General features: G+C 70.7%; 24 protein-coding genes. 19 read left to right on the plus strand and 5 right to left on the minus strand.

The window, feature by feature from the left end:
• Positions 1–44 precede the first annotated feature (44 nt).
• The 4 genes from hemG to JMV16_RS22715 all read right to left on the minus strand — a co-directional run bounded on the left by hemG (position 45) and on the right by JMV16_RS22715 (position 5,935).
• Positions 45–1,451, minus strand: a complete 1,407-nt coding sequence (gene hemG / locus JMV16_RS22700; RefSeq protein ID WP_201496599.1) for a protoporphyrinogen oxidase — start codon at positions 1,449–1,451, stop codon at positions 45–47.
• Positions 1,452–1,496: 45 nt separating this feature from the next.
• On the minus strand, positions 1,497–2,126 hold the full coding sequence (locus tag JMV16_RS22705; RefSeq protein WP_201496600.1) for a tetratricopeptide repeat protein: 630 nt from the start codon (positions 2,124–2,126) through the stop codon (positions 1,497–1,499).
• 9 nt (positions 2,127–2,135) lie between these two features.
• Entirely contained in the window at positions 2,136–3,827 is a 1,692-nt protein-coding gene (locus JMV16_RS22710) for an ammonia-forming cytochrome c nitrite reductase subunit c552 (RefSeq protein ID WP_201496601.1), read from the minus strand.
• A gap of 95 nt (positions 3,828–3,922) precedes the next feature.
• Positions 3,923–5,935 (minus strand): (Fe-S)-binding protein, encoded by a 2,013-nt coding sequence (locus JMV16_RS22715; RefSeq protein ID WP_201496602.1) that lies wholly within the window; start codon positions 5,933–5,935, stop codon positions 3,923–3,925.
• A gap of 238 nt (positions 5,936–6,173) precedes the next feature.
• Here JMV16_RS22715 and JMV16_RS22720 point away from each other — a divergent pair, with 238 nt between their 5' ends.
• The 4 genes from JMV16_RS22720 to JMV16_RS22735 all read left to right on the plus strand — a co-directional run bounded on the left by JMV16_RS22720 (position 6,174) and on the right by JMV16_RS22735 (position 9,625).
• Entirely contained in the window at positions 6,174–7,100 is a 927-nt protein-coding gene (locus JMV16_RS22720) for a 1,4-dihydroxy-2-naphthoate polyprenyltransferase (RefSeq protein ID WP_201496603.1), read from the plus strand.
• A 158-nt stretch (positions 7,101–7,258) separates the two neighbouring features.
• Entirely contained in the window at positions 7,259–8,101 is an 843-nt protein-coding gene (locus tag JMV16_RS22725) for an energy-coupling factor ABC transporter permease (protein WP_201496604.1), read from the plus strand.
• On the plus strand, positions 8,098–8,865 hold the full coding sequence (locus JMV16_RS22730; RefSeq protein ID WP_201496605.1) for an energy-coupling factor transporter transmembrane component T family protein: 768 nt from the start codon (positions 8,098–8,100) through the stop codon (positions 8,863–8,865). Before JMV16_RS22725 ends, JMV16_RS22730 begins: the two co-directional genes overlap by 4 nt.
• Positions 8,866–8,875: 10 nt before the next feature.
• Positions 8,876–9,625 carry an energy-coupling factor ABC transporter ATP-binding protein gene (locus JMV16_RS22735; RefSeq protein ID WP_201496606.1) on the plus strand — a complete coding sequence of 250 codons (750 nt, stop codon included), beginning with the start codon at positions 8,876–8,878 and terminating at the stop codon, positions 9,623–9,625.
• On the opposite strand, the gene JMV16_RS22740 is transcribed toward JMV16_RS22735, so the two are convergent.
• A complete protein-coding gene (locus JMV16_RS22740; RefSeq protein ID WP_201496607.1) occupies positions 9,622–10,713 on the minus strand; it encodes an SRPBCC family protein in 1,092 nt (363 codons plus the stop codon). The genes JMV16_RS22735 and JMV16_RS22740 overlap by 4 nt on opposite strands.
• Before the next feature lie 62 nt (positions 10,714–10,775).
• Here JMV16_RS22740 and JMV16_RS22745 point away from each other — a divergent pair, with 62 nt between their 5' ends.
• From JMV16_RS22745 to hypB, 15 genes are all read left to right on the plus strand, one after another.
• Entirely contained in the window at positions 10,776–11,831 is a 1,056-nt protein-coding gene (locus JMV16_RS22745) for a TRAP transporter substrate-binding protein (protein ID WP_201496608.1), read from the plus strand.
• Between the two features lie 18 nt (positions 11,832–11,849).
• Complete coding sequence (locus JMV16_RS22750) at positions 11,850–12,356, plus strand: TRAP transporter small permease (RefSeq protein ID WP_201496609.1); 507 nt, start codon at positions 11,850–11,852, stop codon at positions 12,354–12,356.
• Positions 12,353–13,648: a TRAP transporter large permease gene (locus JMV16_RS22755; RefSeq protein ID WP_201496610.1), complete on the plus strand. Its 1,296-nt coding sequence runs from the start codon at positions 12,353–12,355 to the stop codon at positions 13,646–13,648. Before JMV16_RS22750 ends, JMV16_RS22755 begins: the two co-directional genes overlap by 4 nt.
• 145 nt (positions 13,649–13,793) lie before the next feature.
• Positions 13,794–14,894 (plus strand): hydrogenase small subunit, encoded by a 1,101-nt coding sequence (locus JMV16_RS22760; protein ID WP_201496611.1) that lies wholly within the window; start codon positions 13,794–13,796, stop codon positions 14,892–14,894.
• 2 nt (positions 14,895–14,896) lie between these two features.
• Complete coding sequence (locus tag JMV16_RS22765) at positions 14,897–16,690, plus strand: nickel-dependent hydrogenase large subunit (RefSeq protein ID WP_201496612.1); 1,794 nt, start codon at positions 14,897–14,899, stop codon at positions 16,688–16,690.
• 18 nt (positions 16,691–16,708) lie between these two features.
• Entirely contained in the window at positions 16,709–17,395 is a 687-nt protein-coding gene (cybH, locus tag JMV16_RS22770; RefSeq protein ID WP_201496613.1) for a Ni/Fe-hydrogenase, b-type cytochrome subunit, read from the plus strand.
• Positions 17,392–18,012, plus strand: a complete 621-nt coding sequence (locus JMV16_RS22775) for a HyaD/HybD family hydrogenase maturation endopeptidase (protein WP_201496614.1) — start codon at positions 17,392–17,394, stop codon at positions 18,010–18,012. The genes cybH and JMV16_RS22775 overlap by 4 nt, the downstream gene beginning before the upstream one ends.
• Before the next feature lie 3 nt (positions 18,013–18,015).
• A complete protein-coding gene (gene hypC, locus JMV16_RS22780; protein ID WP_201496615.1) occupies positions 18,016–18,330 on the plus strand; it encodes a HypC/HybG/HupF family hydrogenase formation chaperone in 315 nt (104 codons plus the stop codon).
• The gene (locus JMV16_RS22785) at positions 18,327–18,791 is read left to right on the plus strand and encodes a hydrogenase (RefSeq protein WP_201496616.1); all 465 of its coding nucleotides are present in this window, start codon (positions 18,327–18,329) and stop codon (positions 18,789–18,791) included. The genes hypC and JMV16_RS22785 overlap by 4 nt, the downstream gene beginning before the upstream one ends.
• A 10-nt stretch (positions 18,792–18,801) precedes the next feature.
• Positions 18,802–19,659 (plus strand): hydrogenase expression/formation protein, encoded by an 858-nt coding sequence (locus JMV16_RS22790; protein WP_201496617.1) that lies wholly within the window; start codon positions 18,802–18,804, stop codon positions 19,657–19,659.
• Between the two features lie 5 nt (positions 19,660–19,664).
• The gene (locus JMV16_RS22795; RefSeq protein ID WP_201496618.1) at positions 19,665–19,859 is read left to right on the plus strand and encodes a rubredoxin; all 195 of its coding nucleotides are present in this window, start codon (positions 19,665–19,667) and stop codon (positions 19,857–19,859) included.
• Positions 19,852–20,424 carry a [NiFe]-hydrogenase assembly chaperone HybE gene (gene hybE, locus JMV16_RS22800; RefSeq protein WP_201496619.1) on the plus strand — a complete coding sequence of 191 codons (573 nt, stop codon included), beginning with the start codon at positions 19,852–19,854 and terminating at the stop codon, positions 20,422–20,424. Before JMV16_RS22795 ends, hybE begins: the two co-directional genes overlap by 8 nt.
• Complete coding sequence (locus JMV16_RS22805) at positions 20,414–21,490, plus strand: nickel-dependent hydrogenase large subunit (RefSeq protein WP_201496620.1); 1,077 nt, start codon at positions 20,414–20,416, stop codon at positions 21,488–21,490. The genes hybE and JMV16_RS22805 overlap by 11 nt, the downstream gene beginning before the upstream one ends.
• Entirely contained in the window at positions 21,483–21,824 is a 342-nt protein-coding gene (hypA, locus tag JMV16_RS22810) for a hydrogenase maturation nickel metallochaperone HypA (protein ID WP_201496621.1), read from the plus strand. Before JMV16_RS22805 ends, hypA begins: the two co-directional genes overlap by 8 nt.
• Positions 21,825–21,848: 24 nt before the next feature.
• Positions 21,849–22,757, plus strand: coding sequence for a hydrogenase nickel incorporation protein HypB (gene hypB / locus JMV16_RS22815; protein ID WP_201496622.1), 909 nt, complete (start codon positions 21,849–21,851; stop codon positions 22,755–22,757).
• Positions 22,758–22,760: the final 3 nt, after the last annotated feature.

A 22,760-nucleotide genomic window follows, 5' to 3' on the forward strand; every position in this document is an offset into this window, starting at 1 on the left:
GCTCCAACCGGCACCAGCGGGCTATTGCGGGACTCTTGCGTGCTCTAGCGGGCTGTGCCGCCCAGCCATTCAGCCACCGCCCGCGCGCCCTCCTGGCCGTTGCGGATGCAGTCTCCCACCGCAACCCCGCCCTTCCAGTTGGCGACGAAAAACAGGCCGGGCAGCGCCTGCGCCGCCGCGGTGGCGCGCGCAACCCGGCCCAGATGGCCCAGCGTGTACTGCGGGATGGCGCGCGGCCAACGCGTCACCACCTGCCAGCGCGGCGCGGCGCCGGCGCCCAGCAGGGCCTGGTGCTCGACCCAGGCGATGTCCGCAATGGCGGCCTCGTCCAGCGCCGGCAACTCGGGCTGGCGCCGTCCGCCGATGAAACTGGTGAGCAGCACCTCGCCGGCCGCCGCGCGGCCCTCGAACATGCTGCTGGAAAACAGCACGCCCAGCACGCGGCGGCCCTCGCGGCGCGGCACCAGGCAGCCGAAGCCATCGAGCGGATGCGCCACATCCGCACGCGCATAGACGCTGGCGACCGTGGCCACCGGCGCATAGGCGATCTCCTGCAAGGCAGCCGCGGCGTCGGCCGCGTGCTCGCGCAGCAGCGTGGCCGTGACATCGGCGGGCGTGGCCAGCACCAGGGCGCGGGTGCGCCAGCGCAGCGCCTCGCCGGCGCGCTGGGCGTCGACCGTGAAGACGCCGTCGCCGCCCCGCGCGATGCGCGTGACCCGGGTCTCCAGCGCCAGCGGGCCCACGGTGGCGGCCAGGGCGTCGGTCAGCACCTGCATGCCGCCGGCGAAGGAAAAGCTCTTGGCGGTGTTCTTGGCCGTCTCCTTGGCCCGCCGCCGCTCGGCGCCGCCGAGGATCTGGCCGCGGATCAGGCTGCCCCAGCGCTGCTCCAGCGCCTGCAGCTTGGGGAAGGCCGCCTGCACCGAGATCTGCTCTGGGTCACCGGCATAGATGCCGGCAACGAAGGGGTCGATGGCGTAGTCCAGGAACTCCGGCCCGAGGCGGCGGCGCACGAAGGCGGCGATGGTTTCCTCGCGTGCCGGATCGCCGCGCGCAACGAAGGGCTCGCGCAGCAGCCCCAGCTTGGCGCCGGCCGAGAACAGCGGCGTGCGCAAAAAGGCGCCCGGCGACATCGGCAGCGCATGCAGGGCGCCGCCGCGCACCACATAGCGCTTGGCCGCCGCCTCGCTGGCAAAGCGCATCTGCCCCTGCAGGCCCAGGGCCTCGACCATCTCGCCGATCAGCGGCGTGGTGTCGAGCGCGCTGTTGGGCCCGCGCTCGTAGAGCGCGCCCCCCCTTGCAACGCTGGTGATGACGCCGCCGGCGCGCGGCTCGGCCTCGAGCACCTGCACGCGCAGGCCGGCGCGGCGCAGGCCCTGGGCGGTAGACAGGCCGGAAATGCCGGCGCCGACGACGAGGGCGTCGAGCAGATCGGGGGTGGCGGCTGCGGTCATGGGCGGGATGGCGTCGAGGGTGGGCCATCACGGCCGGCGCGGCGCTCAGCGGGGCGGCGGCAGGGCCAGCCGGGCGCGTTGCTCGGCGCGCACGATGGCGGCTGAGAGTTCGGTGTGTCGAGTATCGCCGGGCGCAAGCCGGGCCCGCAGGCGCCGCCAGTGCGTCGCCGCACCGGCGAAGTCGCCCGCCTCCCAGGCGGCGCTGCCGGCCAGGTCCAGCGCCTGCGGATGGTCGGCGTCCAGACCCAGAGCGCGGGCGATCAGCGCCGTCGGCTCGCCGGCCAGGCGGCCACCCTGGGCCAGGCCCAGGGCCTCGGCCAGTTCGACCCAGACGCCGGCATCGCGTGCCACCTTGGGCGCCATCTCCAGCGCCTGGCGGTAGCCGGCCACGGCGAGATCGAAGCGCTCGGCGCGCAGGTCCATGCGCGCCTTCAGCACGCGGGCGCGGGCGTCACGGGGATAGCGCGCGATCTGCTGCGCCAGCGCTTCGTAGCGGGTATCGGCGGCTGAATCGGCCGCCAGCGGCGGCAGCTCGGCCTCGGCGGCCGGGGCCAGGGCGCGCCAGCCCAACCAGGCGGCCAGCGCCAGCGCACCGGCCAGCGCGGGCAGCCCCCAGCGCCGCGGCAGGCGCCAGCGCCGACCCTCAGCCTGCATCGCCATGCGGGCCGCTGCCATCACGGCGCCTCAGCGTGCCGCCGGGGCCGATGCCGGCGTGGCCGCGGCCACCGGCCTGCCGAGCCCGCGCCTGGCCGCCATCGCCTCGTCGAGCAGCTTGATGCCGCCCTGCGAGATGACCATGCCCTTGTTGATGGACTCCATCGCGAGGTCGGGGTTGTGGAAGTGGCTGCCGTTGGAAGCGGTCCAGTACTCCCAGTGCACATGGGCCTCGTAGTGGCGGCCGCGCGCATCGTCGAGAACGGCCTTGTCGACACCCAGGTTCTGCGCCTCCTCGAACTTGTCGACGAAGCGGGTGAGCCAGAACTCGGCCTTGCGCAGCTTGCCCTGGTACTTGTTCTTCATCGAATCGATGGTGTAGATGGCCTGCTTCTCGGTCCACACCTTGTGGCAGCCCAGGCAGGCTTCCTTGACATAGTTCTTGGGGCTGGTCTGCCAGTGCGAGGTGTAGGTCTTGCCGGTCTTGGCATCCTTCATCTTGGGCATGTGGCAGCCGCTGCACTCGACGCCTTCCTTGTCGTGGCGGCTGTTGTAGTAGGTCTCGGTGTCGGGGTGCTGGGCCTTCCAGAGGCCGGCGCCGGTGATGCCGTGCTTGAAGTCGCGGAAGCGCAGGTCGGTGTAGTGCTTGGCGATGCCGTTCACGTCCTTGAAGGGGAAGTGATTGGTGCGCGGGTCGTCCATGCCGATGGGCTTGCCGGTGACCGGGTCGGTGCCGGGGTTGCAGTTGTATTCCACATGGCACTGGCCGCATTGCAGCTTGGTGTCGTAGCGGCTGAGCATGGCGATCTTGCGCGTGTAGCCGCGCTCGCCAAAGTCGCGCACGTCGATCTTGGCGCCCTTGGGGTCGGCGTGCCAGAGCGTGTCCTTCTCGGGCCGCGTGAGCGCCTGGATGAGGCCGTCGCGGATGATGCGCGGCTTCGCGTTGTGCGGGTCGTGGCAGAAGATGCAGTTCATCGAGTGGTTCACGTCCTTGATGAACTCGTTCACCTTGGACAGCCGGCTCCACTTGGCCTTGGGCTCGGCATCGCCCAGGTAGGCCCAGTCGAGGATGTGGTCGGCCGTCTTGCACGACATGCACACCGGGTTGGCCGCCGCCGCCGTGCCCGGCTTGAAGACCTTGTGCGGCTCGCCCGGGTACTGGTCGACCAGCACGTCCCAGATCTTGAAGTCGCCACCGGCGCGTGCCAGGCCTTCGCGGCCCTGCTTGTTGACGAAGCGGCCGCCGAAGGCGCGGTCGACCACCAACTGGTCGTAGAGCATGAAGGCGTGCGATCGGGGCTCGTTATGCTCTCGCGTGAAGCCGTGCGGCATCATCAGCTTGTCGAAGGCCGGGTCGGGCGAGGGCCCGGTGGCCAGCACCTTCTCCTTCTGCGCCGTCTTCTCGAAGTTCATCGCGTAAAGCGTGCGGTACTGGTTCTGGTGGCAGCTGCCGCAGGTGCCCGAGTCGGTCTTGGTGACCGGCCGGCCCTTGCCCTTGGCGCCGTGCGCCGCCAGGCCCTCGTGGCAGCTGTGGCAGGCCACAGTCTTGTGCTGGCCGGCTGCGTGGAACTCCTTGACCTCCTTGTGGCAGTCGTAGCAGTCGGCCACGTCATAGCCCGGCGTCTTGGGCTTGCCCTGGGCCTGGGCATCGCCCCAGGCCAGCGTGAGCAGCAGCGCGCAGAGCGCGGCAAGGGGAAACTGCAGGAACCTGGCCAAGGACATGGTCCTCTCCTCGTGATCCGTGAAGGATGAGAAGACCATGCTGGCACCGCAAAGATGCATGAACAAGGCCACTTCTGCGCCGGCCTTGTTCCAGATCAAGCCGGCTGCGTCAGCGCCTCGGCCACCAGCTCGGCGATGTCGCGCGTGGGCGGCGCCACGTCGGGCCGCGCGGCGGCCAGGCCGTCGCCCATCATCACGGCGCAATAGGGGCAGGCCGTGGCCACCACCTCGGGGGCCTGGGCCAGGGCCTGCTCGGCGCGGGCGACGTTGATGCGCGTGCCTGTCGTCTCTTCCATCCACATGCGGCCGCCGCCGGCACCGCAGCACATGGACTTTTCGCGCGCCAACACAAACTCCAGCGGCGGCGTACCGCCCGCCAGGCGCGCCAGCACTTCACGCGGCGCGTCGAACTCGCCGTTGTGGCGTCCCAGGTAGCAGGGGTCGTGGAAGACCACGCGCTGGGGGCTGGGCTGCAGCTTCACTCGGCCCTGGCGCATCAGTTCGGCAATCAGCGCCGTGTGGTGTACCACCTCGTAGTGGCCGCCAAACTCGGGGTATTCGTTGCGCAGGCTGTTCAGCGCATGGGGGTCGCAGGTGACGATGCGCTTCACGCCCATCTCGGTGAGCGTCGCCACCAGGCCGGTGGCGAGCTGCTGGAACAGCATCTCGTTGCCGACACGGCGCGCGCATTCGCCGGTGGAGCCTTCGCGCGCACCCAGGATGCCGAAGCGCACGCCGGCATGCTGGAGCACGCTGACAAAGGCGCGCGCAATCTTTTGGCCGCGCGGGTCGTAGGACATCGCCGAGCCCACGTAGAACAGCAGCTCCAGCCCCTCCATGTCGGCCGCGCTGCGCACCACGGGCACACCCAGCTCGCGCGCCCAGTCGCCGCGCTGATCGGACGCCAGGCCCCAGGCATTGCCCTGCGATTCCCAGGCCTCGAAGACCTTCTTCAGCTCGTGCGGAAACTCGCCGACGATCATCACCTGGTGCTGGCGCATGCGGAAGAACTTGTCCAGGTGCTCCAGCTCGATGGGGCAGGCGGCCTCGCAATAACCGCAGCTGGTGCAGGCCCACAACGTCTCTTCGCCGATCACCGGGCCCACCAGGGCCGGCAGCTTGGATTCGGGGTCGCCGGCGACGATCAGTTCGCCCTGCTCCAGCAGGTGGTGCTTGACGCTGTCGTGTACCTTCTTCAGCGACAGCGGCTTGCCGGTCAGATGGGTGGGGCAGGCGTCCTTGCAGCGGCCGCATTCGGTGCAGGTGAAGGCGTCCAGGCCTTCCTTCCACGTCAGGTCGCGCACGGTGCGCACGCCCGCCTTCATGTCGGCTTCGTCGGTGGCCTCCATCAGCTTGGCTATGTCGACCGAGGGCACGCGGTGGGCCGGCCGGCCGCGGCGGAAGAAGAGCACCGGCAGCGCGGTGACGATGTGGAAGTGCTCGCCTGCCGGCAGCAGCACCAGGAAGGCGAACACCACCGCCATCTGCAACCAGTACGACAGGTGGTAGCCCACGGCCTGGGCCGGCGCACTCAAGCCCGCCGCAGCCTGGGCCAGCGCGCCGCCGATGAAGGCAAAGCCCTGCTCGTGCGCCACCGAGGCGTGCAGCGGCGAGAGGCGGGCGAAGCGGAAGGCATCGAAGGCGAAGTCGGTGACCATGATGGTGAGGATCAGGCCCAGCACCAGGATGGCCTCGCGGTTGGGCTCCAGCCGCGGCGGGCGCAGCACGAAGCGGCGCCAGAAGGCGTAGAGCACGGCGGCGGTGACGGCCAGCTCGACACCGTCCTTGAAGGCCGCGAAGGGCCCGCCAAAGGCATCGGGAAACGACGCCGGCTCGAAATAGCCGATGGCGATGAGCTGCAGCTTGCGCAGCAGCAGCGAGCAGAAGCCGAGGAAGATCACCGCGTGCATCAGCCCCGGCCGCCATTCGCGCCTCAGCATGCGCTGCTGCAGCAGGCCGTTGACGAGCACGCTGAGTGCGCGCTCGCCGGCGTCGGCCCAGCGCACATCGGGGGCCAGGGCGATGACGATGCGCAGCTTGCGCCAGGCCAGCCAGCCAAAGCCGGCAAAGCCCAGCAGCATCAGCAGCGTGATTCCGACGGGGCTCATCGCATCCTTTCCGTCCGGCCTGGCACAGGCATGCACAGCAGGGGTGCGCCACGCGTCGGTCGGGGCTCACTCTAGGAAGCGGCGGGCCGGGCCCGTCTGATCCAGGTCAAGCAAGCCCCACAGGCCCCGCCCACCCGCCGGGAGCGGGGGCCTCACTTCAGCCGGCGCTGGTTAGACTCCGCGCCAGACGCACCACGCAAGCCCTTTGGGGCGGCGCCCGGGTGCAGGAGGTGGATGGATGCAGATCGAGGAACGCGCTGCCATTGCGGGTGACCGCCGGCTTTCGGCCTGGCGGGCCTGGGTCATTGCCGCGCGCCCGCATACCTTGTCGATCAGCATCAATCCGGTGCTGGTGGGCTGTTCGCTGGCCTGGGTCGAGACCGGCCGCATCGACTGGGCGGTGATGCTGCTGGCCATGCTGGGCGCGCTGCTGCTGCAGACCGGCACCAACCTCGACAACGACGTGAGCGATTTCGAGCGCGGTACCGACCGCGCCGGCCGCCTGGGCCTGCCGCGCGCCACCCAGTTGGGCCTGCTCAGCACGGCCCAGGTGCGCACCGCTTCGCGCGCCTGCTTCGTCCTGGCAACGCTGGCCGGCCTGGCCCTGGCCTGGCACGGCGGCTGGGCCATCCTCTTGCTGGGCGTGCTCTCGGCGCTGGCGGCCATGGCCTATTCCGGCGGGCCGCGGCCCATTTCCTACACGCCCTTCGGCGACGCCGTGGTGCTGCTCTTCTTCGGCTTCGTCGCCGTCTGCGGCAGCTACTACCTGCAGACCCTGACGCTGAGCCCGGCGGTGTGGGCGGCGGCGGCCATCGTCGGCCTGCCGGCGTCGGCGGTGCTGGTGGTCAACAACTACCGCGACCTCGACCCCGACCGTCAGGTCGGCAAGATCACGCTCGCGGTGTGCATGGGGCGGGCCTTCAGCCGCTGGGAGTACGCGCTGCTGATGCTGCTGCCCTATGCGCTGCTGGGCGTGCTGGCCGAGCAGGCGCGCTTCGGCTGGGCGCTCTTGATCCCGCTCATCACGCTGCCCATGGCCCTGGGCCTGGTGCGCCAGTTCTGGCGCGCCACGCCGGGCCCGGCCTTCAATCCGCTGCTGGCGCGCACGGCCACCTTCCAGGTCATGCTGTCGCTGGTGCTTTGCGTCGCCATCCTCCTGTCCTGAGAAGGCGCGAATGAACCTGCTGCGCGACCCGATCTCGGCCCTGCGCGCATCAAAGTGCGGGTGTACGGCTGCGGTGCTCGAGCCAAGCTCGGGCCGCTCGCGACGGTTCCTTCACACCTTCTGAAGCCGCAGCGGCCACCACCGCCGGAGTGCCCTGCATGCACATGGCCGACGCCTTGCTGTCACCCGCGGTGGGCTGCACGATGTGGGCGGCCAGCGCCGCCGCCCTGGCCTGGGCCACGCGCCGCCTGAAAGCGCAGGCCGACGAGGGCCGGCTCAAGACGCAGGCCGACGAGGGCCTGGTGCCGCTGATGGGCGTGCTGGGCGCCTTCATCCTGGCGCTGCAGATGCTGAACTTCGCGATCCCGGCCACCGGCTCCAGCGGCCATCTGGGTGGCGGGCTGCTGCTGGCCATCCTGGTCGGCCCGGCCGCTGCCCTGGTGGTGATGGCCTCGGTGCTGGGCATACAGGCGCTCATCTTCGCCGACGGCGGCCTGCTGGCCTGGGGCGCCAACCTTTTCAACCTGGGTGTGCTGCCCTGCCTGCTGGCCTACCCGCTGTTGTATCGGCCGCTGGCTGGCGCCGCGCCTTCCGCGCGACGCGCTGGCATTGCCGCGCTGGTGGCGGCCGTCGTGGGCCTGCAACTGGGCGCGGCCGGCGTGGTGGCCGAGACGGCGCTGTCGGGCGTGGCCGGGCTGCCGTGGCAGACCTTTGCCTGGCTGATGCAACCCATCCATCTGGCCATCGGCATTGCCGAGGGCCTGGCGACGGCGGCGCTGCTGGCGTTTCTGCGCGCCAACGCACCCGAGTTGCTGCGCCGCACGGACCCCGGCGCCGAGTGGCGCCGGCCGCTGATGCGGCGCGCAGCACTGGCGGCACTGGTGGCGGGCGGCGTGCTGTCGTGGTTTGCCTCGCCGCTGCCTGACGGGCTGGAGTGGTCGCTGGCGCGCGCCGGCGCGGCCACGGCGGCGCCGGCACCGAGCCCCGCCACGGCCCCATGAGGCCGCATGCCGCGGCGCTGGAGCAGCTGCGCGCCCTTGACGGCCTGGCCACGCACCGCGGCCCCCAACAAGATGCGCGCGCCCACCTGCTGGTGACGGCGCTCTTCCTGCTGGCCGTGCTCTCTTGCGGCCGTGACCGCGTGGCACCGCTGCTGCTGCTGGCCGCCTATCCGGCCTGGATGGTGATTCGCTGTGGCCTGCCTTTCGCCCTGCTGGGCCGCGCGCTGCTGCTGGCCCTGCCGCTGCTGCTGCTGGCCGTGGGCGCGTCACCCTGGCTGGACCGCGCGCCGGCCCGCCTGCCCGGCGGCGCCCAGATCGCCCACGGCTGGCTGGTGCTGGCGGCCACCCTGCTGCGCGGCGTGCTATCCGTGACAACGGCGCTGACCCTGGTGGCCGCCACCGGCCTGCGCCCACTGTGTGCCGCACTCACGCGCCTGGGCATGCCCGAGCTGCTGACAGCGCAACTGCTGCTGCTGCACCGCTATGCCTTCGTGATGCTGGACGAGGGCGCGCGCATGCACACGGCCTGGCAGCTGCGCGCCGGTGCCGCACGGCGCCCGCCGCTGCGCGTCTGGGCGCCCATGGCTGGCCAGTGGCTGCTGCGCACGCTGGCGCGCGCCGGCCGCATCCATCAGGCCATGCTGGCGCGCGGCTACGACGGCCGTCTGCACCTGGCCCACGGCAGTCGCTGGCGCGCGGGCGACAGCCTCCATGTCGCCGGCTGGGCCGCGGCCATCGTTGCCGCACGGTGGCTGGCGGGATGATGGTGGCTTGATGGCGACCCCGGCAGCGGTCGAGCTGCGCGACCTGGCCCACGTCTACCCCGATGGCACGGCGGCGCTGCGCGGCGTCGATCTGCGCATTGAAGCCGGCGAGACCGTGGCCCTGGTGGGCGCCAATGGCGCCGGCAAGTCCACCCTGCTGGCCCATCTGAACGGCCTGCTCACTGCCGCCGAAGGCCAGGTGCTGATCGCCGGCATGGCGGTGGCGCCGGCCACGCTGCGCGAGATCCGCCGCCGCGTCGGCTATGTCTTCCAGCAGGCCGACGACCAGCTCTTCATGCCCACGGTGGCCGAAGACGTGGCCTTCGGGCCCAGCAATCTGGGCCTGGACGCGGCCACGGTGGCGGCGCGCGTACAGGCGGCGCTTGAGCGCGTAGCTGCGGCCCACCTTTCGGCGCGCGCACCCTGGCGGCTCTCGGGCGGCGAGAAGCGGGCCGTGGCCATCGCCGGCGTGCTGGCGATGGCGCCCGAGGTGCTGGTGCTGGACGAGCCCTCGTCCGACCTCGACCCCGCGGCGCGGCGGCGCCTGATCGAATTGCTCAAGGGCCTGCCCCAGACCCTGGTGCTGGCCACGCATGACCTGGCCCTCGCGCTCGAGGTCTGCCGCCGCGTGGTGGTGCTCAGCGAGGGCCGCGTGCGAGCCGACGGCGCGCCGGCGGCGGTGTTCGCCGACGCGGCGCTGCTGGCGCAGTGCCGGCTCGAAATGCCGGCCTGGGTGCCGGCCGGCCTGGGCCGGCTCTAGTAGCGACCGTGCTGCTTGACGATGTAGTTGGTCAGCTCGGCGGCCTGGATGGACAGTCGCGTCTGCGTCACGTGCACATTGGCGGCGATGGCGCGCATCACGTCGTAGACCAGGCGCGGATGGCTCTCGATCAGGCTTTCGAGCGCCTCGCGCTCCAGCACCAGCACCCGTGCGGCGCTGGTGGCCACCAGCGAGGCATAGCGCACGGCGCCGTCGAGGAAGCCCAGCTCGTGGGCGAAGCCGCCCTTGGCCAGCGTGGTGAGCGTGGTTTCGTCGGGCGTGCCCAGGTGCTTGATGACGCCGAGCGCGCCCTCGGCGACGACATAGAGGTGGTTGTCGGCCGCGCCTTCGCGCGCCAGCACGTCGTGGGCGGCATGGGTGTGGCTGGTGACCACGCCGGCCAGCACGGCGGCCTGGGCGGGGGTGAGAAAGCGCGCCAGCGGCGAGGCGATGACGTCGTCGATCAGCGGGGTAGGCAGCGTGGAAGAGGAAGCGCTCAAGGGAACCTCGGTCGGTACGGCGGCCATGGGCCCGGCACGCACAGGCACGGGCTCCGGCGCGGCGGCAACGGCCTGGGGAGGAGGCTCGGGTGCCGCGGCGGGGGCTGCCGCGACCACAGTTTGCGCTGGCGCGGGGGGCGCGATTTGCGCTGGGGCAAATTCCTTCAAGGTGGCGGCGGCGCGCTTGACGAAGGCGTCGACCATCTGCTTGGCCACCAGCCCGGCGGCCGGCCCGGCCAGCGCATCGAGGCGGCCGTCGGCCACTTCGAAGGTCATCGCGAAATCGACCCGGCAGCCGACGCCGCCGATGGGCGTGAAGCGCCAGTCGCCCTGCAGGTTGCGAAATGGGCCCTGCACCAGCAACACCCGCAGCCACTCGGGCCGGCGCTTGGGGTTGCGCGTCTGGAAGGCGAAGCGGATCTTCAGGTAGCTGAACTCCAGCCGCGCCGCCACCCACTCATCGCTGCGCTCCAGCACGGTGGCGCTGGCGCACCAGGGCAGGAACTGGGGATAGTGCTCGGCCCTCTCGATGAGATCGAACATGTCCTCGACGGAATACGGCAGCAACACCGATCGCTTGATTTCCACCCGGCCTCCCGCCGTACCATCCGCAGCGGAAAAGTGTAGCCGTGCCCGATGAAAGCCCGCCGATGACTCTTGTGCCCAGTCAACCGACCCCCGCGCCTTCGCGCCGCCGCCTGCTGACGGGCCTGGCTGCCGCCGCCCTTGCCCTGCCCGCCGCGCTGCGCGCCCAGGGCCGCATCACGCTCAAGGTCAGCCATTTCGTCGCCCCCACGCACCGGCTGCAGAGCGACCTGCTGCTGCCCTGGGCCAAGGACATCGAGACCCGCACCCAGGGCGCGGTGACGGTGCAGATCTCGGCCGCCAACTCGGCCCTGGGCCAGGCCCAGAACCAGCTCGACCAGTGCCTGAACGGCGTCGTCGACGTTGCCTACGGCCTGTGCGGCCTGCCGCGCGGGCGCATGGCTCGCAGCATGCTGATCGAGCTGCCCTTCATGGCCGCCACCGCCGAGGCCGGTTCGCGCACGCTGTGGAACCTCTACCCACGCCTGCTGGGCGACGACTACAAGGGCCTCAAGCCGCTGCTGCTGATGACGCACAACGCCGGCGGCCTGCACACGCGCGGCAAGGTGGAGCACCCGGCCGACCTGCGCGGGCTGCGCATCCGCACGCCGTCGCCCACGGTCTCGCTGCTGCTCAGCGCGCTGGGCGCCATCCCCGTGGGCATGCCGCCGACCCAGCTCTACGAGAACCTCGACAAGGGCGTCATCGACGGCGCCGCCACCACCTGGGACGCGGTGCATTCCTTCCGCCTCGACGAGGTGGTGCGCCACCATCTCGACGCCCGCTTCTTTACCGCCGCCTTCTGGTTTGGCATCAACCAGCGCCGTTTCGACGCCCTGCCGGCCGATGTGCGCGCCGCCATCGAGGCCGCCTCCGGCGAGGCCCTGCTCAAGCGCGTGCAGCCCATGTGGGACAGCTGGGACGACGGCGGCCGTGCCGCGGCCAGGGCGCGCGGCAGCCAGGTGTTGCTGCCCGATGCCGCGCTGCAGGCCGAGTGGCGCAACGCCGCCGCGCCGCTGCTCGATGGCGCGCTGGCCGAGTTCCAGAAGGAAGGTGTGGCCAATGCGCGCGAAATCCACGGCGCCATGCTGCGCGAGATCGCGCGCTTGTCCAAGGGTTGAGCCGGGAATGAGCCAAGGATGAGCCGGGGCCGGGCGCGCGGCTGGGTCGCGCGCATCGAGGGCTTCACGCGCGCCGCCGCCCTGGCCGGCGCCGCGCTGCTGCTGCTGTGCGCGCTGCTCAATGTCGGCGACATCGCCACGCGCCGCGTGCTGCAGCTCAACCTGGCCGGCATGGTCGACCTGACCCAGCTGCTGGTGATGGCCGCCGCCTTCTTGTGCATTCCCTACACCTTTGCGCGCGAGGCGCAGATCGAGGTCGACTTCGTCACCACCCGCCTGCCGCCGCGCGCCCATGCGGCGCTGCGCTGCGCCACCGCGCTGGCCGCGGCGGCCTACATGACCCTGGCCACCTGGACCACGGCCAGCGCGGCGCTGCAGGCCCTGCACAACGGTGACCGCTCGAGCACGCTCAACGCGCCGCTCACCTGGTACTGGGCGCCAGTGGTGGCCGGCTGCGCGCTCGCGGTGCTGGCCTGCGCCGCGGTGGCGCTGGCCCAGGGGCTGCGCGCAGGCGCCAAGGCATGACCGCCGGGCCCTGGGCGGGCGCGCTGGCCTTTGCCCTCGTGCTGCTGCTGATCCTGCTGCAGGTGCCGGTGGCGGTGGCGATGGGCCTGGTGGGCCTGATCGCCATCACGCTGGCCGACGGCTGGGGCGCGGCCGGCTTCATGCTCGGCCGCGCCGCCTTCGATGCCGCCTTTCCGTATGCACTGTCGGTCGTGCCGCTGTTCGTGGCGATGGGCGTGCTGGCGGCGCGCGGCGGCCTCGGTCGCGCGCTCTACACGCTGGTGGCCTCGCTGCTGGGCCACTACCGCGGCGGCCTGGCCCACGCCACCATTGGCGCCTGCGCCGCCTTCGGCGCCATTTGCGGCTCGAGCATCGCCACCGCCGCCACCATGGGCCGCATCGCCCTGCCCGAGATGCGATCGCGCGGCTATGCCGACACCCTGGCCGCGGCCTCGGTGGTGGCCGGCGGCACGCTCGGGGTGATGATCCCGCCCTCGATCTTCTTCGCGCTCTATGGCGTGTTGACGGGCCAATCGATAGGCCAGCTCTTCCTGGCCGGCGTGCTGCCGGGGCTGCTGGGCACGGTCCTGTACATGCTGGCCGTGGCCTGGTCGGTGTGGCGGCGGCCCGAAAGCGGCCCCGCCGGCCCGCGCCACAGCCGCGCCGAACGCCTGGCCGCGCTGCGCCGCGTGTGGCCGGTGCTGCTGCTTTTCGGCCTGGTGATAGGCGGCATCACGCTGGGCTGGTTCTCGCCCACCGAGGCCGCGGCGGTGGGCGTGGTCGGGGCGCTGGCGCTGACCGGCCGCACCATGCCGCGCACCGAATGGCGGGCCGCGCTGGCCGAAATCGCGCTGACCACCGGCATGATCTTCACGCTGCTGATGGGCGCCAACCTCTTCAACTACTTCATCGAATCGACCCGGCTCACCGACGGCCTGATCGCCGGCGTCGCCGCCCTGGGCCTCAACCGCTGGGCCGTGATCGCGCTCTTGATGCTGTTCTACATCGTGCTGGGCGCGCTGATGGACGAGATCTCGATGATCCTGCTCACGGTGGCACCGGCCTATGCGCTGGTCACCGGCCTGGGCTTCGACCCGATCTGGTTCGGCGTGATGCTGGTGACGGTGTGCGAGATCGGCATGATCGTGCCGCCGGTGGGCATGAACCTCTTCGTCGTGCAGCGGGTCACGGGCCTGAGCATGGGCACGGTGGTGAGCGGTGTTGCACCATTTGCGGTCGCCGACTGCGCCCGGCTGGTGCTCTTGTGCCTGCTTCCCGGCCTGGCCACCTGGTTGCCGCACGCGCTTAGCTGAAAACCCTTAGTTGATACAGCCTCGCCACCACCCGCCGGTTTGATCTGCATCAGCTTCCGTGCGCAATGCCCCTTCAGACTGCGCGGCATTGACCGCCGCGGGGACCGCAGGACGGTCTGTCCCAACCCGAAGTCGAGGAGGCAGGATGACCGAAACCTTCTACGAGGTGATGCGCCGCCAGGGCATCACCCGCCGCAGCTACCTCAAGTTCTGCAGCCTCACGGCCGCGTCATTGGGGCTGGCCCCGGCCTTCGCGCCGCGCATCGCCCACGCGCTCGAGACCAAGCCGCGCACGCCCGTGCTGTGGCTGCACGGGCTGGAATGCACCTGCTGCACCGAGAGCTTCATCCGCAGCTCGCACCCGTTGGCCAAGGACGTGATCCTGTCGATGATCTCTCTCGACTACGACGACACCATCATGGCCGCCGCCGGCCACCAGGCCGAGGCGGCGCTGGAACAGGTGATGAAGGAATACAAGGGCAACTACATCCTGGCAGTGGAAGGCAACCCGCCACTGGGCGAGGACGGCATGTACTGCATGCCGGGCGGCAAGCCCTTCGTCGAGAAGCTCAAGCACGTCGCCAAGGACGCCAAGGCCGTGATCGCCTGGGGCTCGTGCGCCAGCTGGGGCTGCGTGCAGGCGGCCAAGCCCAACCCGACGACGGCGGTGCCCATCAACAAAGTGATCACCGACAAGCCCATCGTCAAGGTGCCCGGCTGCCCGCCCATCCCCGAAGTGATGACGGCGGTGGTGACCTACATCGCCACCTTCGACCGCATCCCCGAGCTCGACCGCCAGGGCCGGCCCAAGATGTTCTACAGCCAGCGCATCCACGACAAGTGCTACCGCCGGCCGCACTTCGACGCCGGCCAGTTCGTCGAGCAGTGGGACGACGAGGGCGCCAAGGCCGGCTACTGCCTCTACAAGATGGGCTGCAAGGGCCCCACCACCTACAACGCCTGCAGCACCACGCGCTGGAACGAGGGTGTGAGCTTCCCCATCGCCAGCGGCCACGGCTGCATAGGCTGCAGCGAAGACGGCTTCTGGGACAAGGGCTCGTTCTATGACCGCCTGAGCGGCATCAACCAGTTCGGCGTCGAGGCCAATGCCGACAAGGTGGGCATGGCGGTGGCCGGCGTCACCGGCGCGGCCATCGTGGCGCACGCCGCCGTCAGCGCCATCAAGCGCGCCGCCGACCGCGGCAAGACCCAGGCCCAGGGTGAAACTACAAAGGCAGAAGGCTGATCATGGCTGTCATCGAGACCCAGGGCTACAAGCTCGACAACAGCGGCCGGCGCATCGTCGTCGACCCGGTCACCCGCATCGAGGGCCATCTGCGCGTCGAGGTCAACCTCGACGACAAGAACGTGATCCGCAATGCCGTCAGCACCGGCACCATGTGGCGCGGGCTGGAGGTCATCCTCAAGGGCCGCGACCCGCGCGACGCCTGGGCTTTCGTCGAGCGCATCTGCGGCGTCTGCACCGGCACCCATGCGCTGACCTCGGTGCGCGCGGTGGAAGACGCGCTCAAGATCAAGATCCCCGACAACGCCAACATCATCCGCAACCTGATGCATGCGACGCTGTACGCGCATGACCACCTGGTGCACTTCTACCACCTGCACGCGCTCGACTGGGTCGACGTGGTGAGCGCGCTCAAGGCCGACCCCAAGGCCACGTCGGAGCTGGCGCAGTCCATCAGCAGCTGGCCGCTGTCGTCGCCGGGCTATTTCCGCGACCTGCAGAACCGGCTCAAGAAGTTTGTCGAATCGGGCCAGCTGGGCCCCTTCCGCAACGGCTACTGGGGCCACCCGGCCTACAAGCTGCCGCCCGAGGCCAACCTGATGGCGGTGGCGCACTACCTGGAAGCGCTGGACTTCCAGAAGCAGATCGTCAAGGTGCAGACCGTGTTCGGCGGCAAGAACCCGCACCCGAACTGGCTCGTCGGCGGCGTGCCCTGTTCGATCAACCTCGAGGCCACCGGGGCCGTGGGCGCGATCAACATGGAACGCCTGAACATGGTGTCCAAGATCATCGACGACACCATCGCCTTCATCGACCAGGTCTACGTGCCCGACCTGCTGGCCATCGCCTCGTTCTACAAGGACTGGGGCGCCATCGGCGGCGGCCTGTCCAGCATGAACCTGCTGGCCTACGGCGAGTTCCCCGACATCGCCAACGACGACAGCAACAAGAGCCTGCTGATGCCGCGCGGCGCCATCGTGGGCGGCAACCTCAAGGACATCCAGCCGGTCGACCTGAAGGACCCGGCCCAGGTGCAGGAGTTCGTCAACCACAGCTGGTACAAGTACGGCGACGAGACCAAGGGCCTGCACCCCTTCGACGGCGTCACCGAGCCCCACTTCGAGTTGGGCAAGGGCACCAAAGGAACCAAGACCAATATCGAATCGCTGGACGAGAGCGCCAAGTACTCGTGGATCAAGTCGCCGCGCTGGCGCGGCCATGCCATGGAAGTGGGCCCGCTCGCGCGCTACGTCATCGGCTATGCGATGGGCCGGCCGGAGTTCAAGGACCCGGTGGACATGGTGCTGAAAAAGCTGGACGTGCCCATCACCGCGCTCTTCTCCACCCTGGGCCGCACGGCGGCGCGCGGGCTCGAGGCCTCGTGGTCGGCGCACCGCATGCGCTACTTCTTCGACAAGCTGATCGCCAACCTCAAGGGCGGCAACTTCGCCACCGCCAACATCGACAGCTGGGAGCCCAAGACCTGGCCGGCCGCCGCGCAGGGCGCGGGCTATTGCGAGGCACCGCGCGGGGCTTTAGGCCACTGGATCAAGATCAAGGACACCAAGATCGACAACTACCAGTGCGTGGTGCCCACGACCTGGAATGCCGGCCCGCGTGACACCAAGAACCAGATCGGCGCCTACGAGGCCAGCCTGATGAACACGCCGATGGCCAAGCCCGACGAGCCGCTGGAGATCCTGCGCACCATCCACAGCTTCGACCCCTGCCTGGCCTGCTCCACCCATGTGGTGTCGCCCGAAGGCCAGGAAATCGGCCGCGCCACGGTGCGCTAGGCTCGAAAGGCCACGACCATGAGCACGCCCCACGACAAGCTCTTTCCGGTCTACGTTTGGGAGGCGCCGGTCCGCATCTGGCACTGGGTGATGGCGCTGGCCTTCGTCGTGCTGGGCGTCACCGGCTACCTCATCGGCAGCCCGCCGGGCTCGGTGGGCGGCGAGGCCAGCGACCACTTCCTGTTCGGCTACATCCGGTTCACCCACTTTGCGGCGGCCTATGTCTTCGCCATCCTGTTCGCGATGCGCATCGTCTGGGCCTTCATCGGCAACCGCTTTGCGCGCGAGATCTTCGTCGTGCCGCTGGCGGCGCTGAACGGCAAATGGTGGCACGGCCTCTTCGACGCCCTGCACTACTACGCCACTTTCCGCGGCAAGGGCCCGGTGGCCCAGGGCCACAACCCGCTGGCGCAGGCGGCCACCTTCGTCTTCTACGTGCTGGGCACGGCCTTCATGATCCTGAGCGGATTCGCCATGTACGGCGAGGCCCAGGGCATGGAAAGCCTGACCTTCAAGCTCTTTACCTCGTGGATGATGCCGCTCTTCGGCTACAGCCAGAACATGCACACCTTTCACCACCTGTGCATGTGGTACCTCATCACCTTCGTGCTGGTACACCTGTACATGGTGGTGCGCGAAGACTCCTTCTCCAAAGAGACCATCATCAGCTCGATGATCAGCGGCTGGCGGACCTCGCGCGAATGAGCGCATCCAAGGTTCTGGTCCTTGGCATCGGCAATCTGCTGTGGGCCGACGAAGGCTTCGGCGTGCGCGCCGTCGAGGCGCTGCACGCCGGCTGGCAGCTGCCGCCATCGGCCACGCTGATGGACGGCGGCACGCAGGGCCTGTACCTGCTGGAGCCGGTGTGCGAATCAGACCATGTGCTGGTCTTCGACGCCATCGACTACGGCCTGCCGCCCGGCACGCTGCGCGTGCTGCGCGACGCCGAGATCCCGCAGTGGAGCGACACCACCATGAGCCTGCACCAGGCCAGCTTCATGGAATTGCTGTCGCTGGCGCGGCTGCGTGATCGCTTTCCGCGCCGCATCACGCTGATCGGCGTGCAGCCCGCGGTGCTGGACGACCTGGGCGGCAGCCTGAGCCCGCTGGTGCGGGCGCGGGTACAAGAGGCCGTGGTGCTGGCGCTGGCCGAACTGGCGGCCTGGGGCTTTGCCGCGCAGGTGCGCAGCGGGCCGCCCGAAGAGGCGCTCAATGCCAGCCCGCTGGCCCTGGCCGATTACGAAGGCGGCCGGCCCGGGGCCGACGCGGCCTGCCGCGTCGGCGACGCCCGCTTCCTGAACCAGGTCCACGGAGGAGCCTGAGCCATGTGCCTGGGAACGCCGCTGCAGGTGCAGACCTGCCTGGAGACCCAGGCCTGGTGCGAGGCCGATGGTGAAGGCGAGTGGCTGGACATGATGCTGGTCGGCGCCCAGCCGCCGGGCACCTGGGTGCTGGGCTTCCAGGGCACAGCGCGCCTGGTGATGACGCCCGACGAGGCGGCCCAGGCCCGCGCCGGCCGCGCTGCCCTGGCCGCGGTGCAGCGCGGTGACGCCGACGTTGACGCCTTCTTCGCCGACCTCGTCGGCCGTGTACCCGAACTGCCGCCGCATTTGCGCGGCCCGGCCAGCGAGAGCGCATGAGCACCCAGCCCGCCCATTCCCCTGCCCATCAAGCCCTGCACCCCCTGGTGCAGCGCCTGGTGCTGCTGACCGGCGCTGCCGTGCTTGACGGCGCCGACTGCGAGGCCTGGGCCGCCCGGCCTGGCGCCGCGATGCTGGTCTTCACCGAGGAGCCCGAGCGCTTCAAGGAAACGCTGGACCTGGCGGTCATCGTGCCCGAGCTCCATGCGGCACGCCGCGGCGCCTTTCGCGTCGGCCTGCTGCCACCGGCAGCGGCGCGCGAGCTTGCGCGCCGCTACGGCTTTGCGCGCTGGCCGGCCTTCGTGATGCTGCGCGACGGCCAGTACCTGGGCGCGGTGGACGGCATCCGCGACTGGGACGACTATGTAGCCGAACTCGACCGCCTGCTCGCTGCCACACCCACGCGCGCCCCGGGCATAGGCGTCCCCGTGCGTGCGGCCGGGCCTTCGGCCTGCGCCTGAGAATGTGCCGATGACACCCTTCCCCATCCCCATCCGCAGCCTGATGCCGGCGCCCGAAGACGGCGTCGAGTTCATGCCCATGCCGCGCGAGATGAGCACCTTCGAGATGCCGGCCGTGCCCGAGCCCGGCCCGGGGCGCGATCTTGCCGGCGCGCACGACGTGCTGCAGGTCTTCCTGGGCCACTTCCGCCACTGGCTGGACCACGGCGGCGAAGCGCCTGCGCTCGATCTGGCCGGCCTGGCGGCGCCGGCGCTCAAGGTGCTCAACGAGACCCTGGGCGAAGGCGAGGTCGCGGCCCTGGTCGATGCCGGCCACGAGGTGCGCGTCCAGGAGACGGTGTTCTCCGGCGTCTGGCGCGAGCAGCACTTCGCCGCCGACGGCGCACTGCTGCACGACTACCTGCTGGCCGCACCGATCCCGCCGCTGCTGGCGGCCCTGGCGCAGCAGAGCGCCGATGCCCGTCTGCGTGTGCTGCCGCTGCCGGCGGGCGCGATGAACGTGCCGGCATTGGTCCACGAGCTGCAGGAGGCGATGGACCGTTGCACGCCGGCCAGCCCGCCCCACATCGTCAACCTCACGCTGCTGCCGCTGTCGAGCGAGGACAGCGCCCACCTCGATGCGCTGCTGGCCGGCGGCGGCGTCGTCATCCTCTCGCGCGGCTTCGGCAACTGCCGCATCGCCAGCACCGCGGCGCGGCACGTCTGGCGCGTGCAGTACTTCAACAACATGCAGACGCTGATCCTCAACACCATCGAGGTCGTCGCCCTGCCTGAAGTCGCGCTCGCCGCACCCGAAGACCTGGCCGAAAGCCACGAGCGCCTGGCCGAGCTGGCGCAGTGGATGGCCGAATCGGCCGCCTCGGCCTGAGCCCGATGGACGAGCAAGCGGCCTCCGGCGGCCTGGGCCCGCGCCTGGAATGCAAGATCTGCTGGACGGTGTACGACCCCGCCGCCGGCGACGAGGTCTGGCAGATCCCGCCCGGCACGCCCTTTGCCACGCTGCCGCCGCACTGGAGCTGCCCCAACTGCGCGGCCGAGAAGACCGCCTTCCTGGTGCTCGATGACTGAGACAGCGCCACAGGACGGCCTGGCTTCGCCCGCCGCCGCGCTGCAGACGCGCTTCGAAGCCATCTGGCACGGCCCCATGGCCGGCCTGCCCATGCTCAACCCGGCGCTGGATGTGCAGGCCCTGGGTTTCCGCCCCTGGGGCGGGCACTGGCTGGGCGTGCTGCTCACCCCCTGGTTCATGAACCTGGTGCTGATGCCGCGCCTGGCGGCTCAGTGGCAGCCGCTGGCCGAGCGCGAATCGCGCCTGGTCGTGTTCCCGGCCGGCGTCTTCGAGTTCCTTGGCAACCAGGATGCCGAACTGGGCAACTACCTGGCCTGCTCGCTGTTCTCGCCGATGTTCGAGTTTGCCGATGCCGAGACCGCTGCGGACACCGCACGGGCCGCGCTCGAGGCCCTGCTCGACCCCGCCAGCCGCATCGAGGCCGAGGCGCCGCCCGAGCTGGGCACAGCACCTGTCGCTGCCCCGATCGCGGCACCTGCCACCGCCTTGCCAACGGCCGCCGCGCCCGCCGCCATCAGCAAGCGCGGCTTCCTTTTCGGCACGACGGCGAGTCGTGGGCCCTGAGGGCGAACTGCGCATCAGCCTGCGCATCGCCGCCGGCCGCATCGCGCACTGCCAGATCGCCTCGACGCGGCCCGATGTCGCCGCGCGCCTGCTCGAAGGCCGCAGCACCGCAGAGATCGCCGCCGCCGTACCGCGCCTCTACGCCATCTGTGCCGTCTCGCAGGGCCAGGCCTGCGCGCTGGCGCTTCAGGCCGCCAGCGGCAGCGTGCCCGATGCGGCAGGGATCGAACGCGCACGCAAAGCCGTGGCGGCCGAGACCCTGGGCGAAACGGCGCGCCGCGTGCTGCTGGACTGGCCCCGCCTGCACGGCGAGCAACCCGATGGCGCGGCCATCGCCGCCGCGCGCAGCACGCTGGGCCCGGCGCCACCGCCCGAGGCGCTGGCGCTGGCCGTGTGGGGCGAAGCGGCCACCGATTGGCTGGCGCGCGACACGCCGGTGGCGCTGCAGCTCTGGGCCGATGCGGGTGCCACGGCCACGGCCCGCGTGATCGCGCGGCTGGCGGCGCAGCCGCTCGAAGCTGGCGAGCTGGCCGCGGACGAGACCGCCCTGCTGCCCAGCCCGCCATCGCCGCAGATGCTGGCCGCGCTGGCCGCAGCGACCCTTGCCGACGCCAGCTTTGCCCAGCGCCCGCTGCACGCGGGCCGGCCGGCCGAGACCGGCGCACTGGCGCGGCGCCGTGACGACGCCCTGGTGGCCGCGCTGCTGCCGAGGTCACGCGCGCTGGCGAGGCACGTCGCCCGCCTGCGCGAGCTGGCCCTGCTGCTCACCGGGCGGCCGGCGCTGGCCGTCGGTGCGATGGCGCTGCCCGAAGGCACCGGCCTGGGCTGGGTGGAGAACGCACGCGGCCTGCTCATCCACCTGGCGCGGCTGCAGGCCGGGCGGGCCCGGCCCTACCGCATCGTCGCGCCCACCGAATGGAATTTCCACCCGGCCGGCGCGCTGGCCGCGGCCTTGACCGGGTACACGGCGGGCGATGCCGCCGCGCTGCAGAATCGCGTGCAGCAACTGGTGGCGTCGCTGGACCCCTGCGTCGCCTGCCACATCGAGATCAACCCGCATGCATGAAATGTCCCTGGTTGAAAGCGTGCGCGAAATCGTCGAGGAGACGGCACGCGCCAATGGTGCCCGGCGCGTCGCGCTGGTGAGGCTGGAGATCGGTGTGCTGGCCCAGGTCGAGCCCGAGGCGCTGCGCTTCGCCTTCGATGTGGTGATGCGCGGCTCGCTGGCCGAGACGGCGCGGCTGGAGATGGTGGCCACGCCCGGCACGGCCTGGTGCATGGCCTGCTCGCAGGCGGTGGAAATCGCGGCGCGCGGCGACCCCTGCCCGCGCTGTGAGAGCTGGCAGCTGCAGGTGAGCGGCGGCGACCGCATGCGCGTGCTGGACATCGAGATCGAATGAAGACCGAATGAACAGGAGTTGGCCATGTGCATGACCTGCGGCTGCGGCAGCGGCGAGACCCGCATCGAGGGCGAGGCCCCCGCCCACGTCCACACCCACGCCGATGGCACGACGCACAGCCATGGGCATGGCGACCATGGCCACGGCCATGCCCATGAGCACGCCCATGAGCACGTCCATGACCACGGTGCCCTGCACTACGGCACCGGCGCGGCCGGCGCCTCGGCGCCGGGGATGACGCAGGCGCGCATGGTGCAGATCGAGCGCGACATCCTGTCCAAGAACGACCTCACGGCCCGCCGCAACCGCGCCTGGCTGGGCGCGCGTGGCATCTTCGCGCTCAACCTCGTCAGCAGCCCGGGCGCCGGCAAGACCACGCTGCTGGTGCGCACCATCGAACGCCTGCGCGAGCGCCTGTCCATCGCGGTGATCGAGGGTGACCAGCAGACCAGCTTCGACGCCGACCGCATCCGCGCCACCGGCGCGCCGGCGCTGCAGATCAACACCGGCAAGGGCTGCCACCTCGACGCCGAGATGGTGGCCAGCGCGCTGGAGCGCCTGGCGCCGGCGGCGGGTTCGGTGCTGATGATCGAGAACGTCGGCAACCTCGTCTGCCCGGCGGGCTTCGACCTCGGCGAGGCGCACAAGGTGGTGGTGTTGTCGGTCACCGAGGGCGAGGACAAGCCGCTCAAGTACCCCGACATGTTCCACGCCGCCTCGCTGATGCTGCTCAACAAGGCCGACCTGCTGCCGCACCTGCGCTTCGACGTCGAACGCTGCATGGCCTATGCGCGGCGCGTCAACCCGGCGCTGCAGATCGTGCAGCTCTCGGCCACCACCGACGAGGGCATGGACGCCTGGCTGGACTGGATTGCGCGCGGCGCAGCGGCGGCACAGCAGGCGTCGCAACCAGCGGCCACGGCCACCGCCTGAACC

The sequence above is a fragment of the Rubrivivax sp. A210 genome (assembly GCF_904426505.1).
In the GTDB taxonomy this organism is placed as follows: Bacteria; Pseudomonadota; Gammaproteobacteria; order Burkholderiales; family Burkholderiaceae_C; genus Rubrivivax.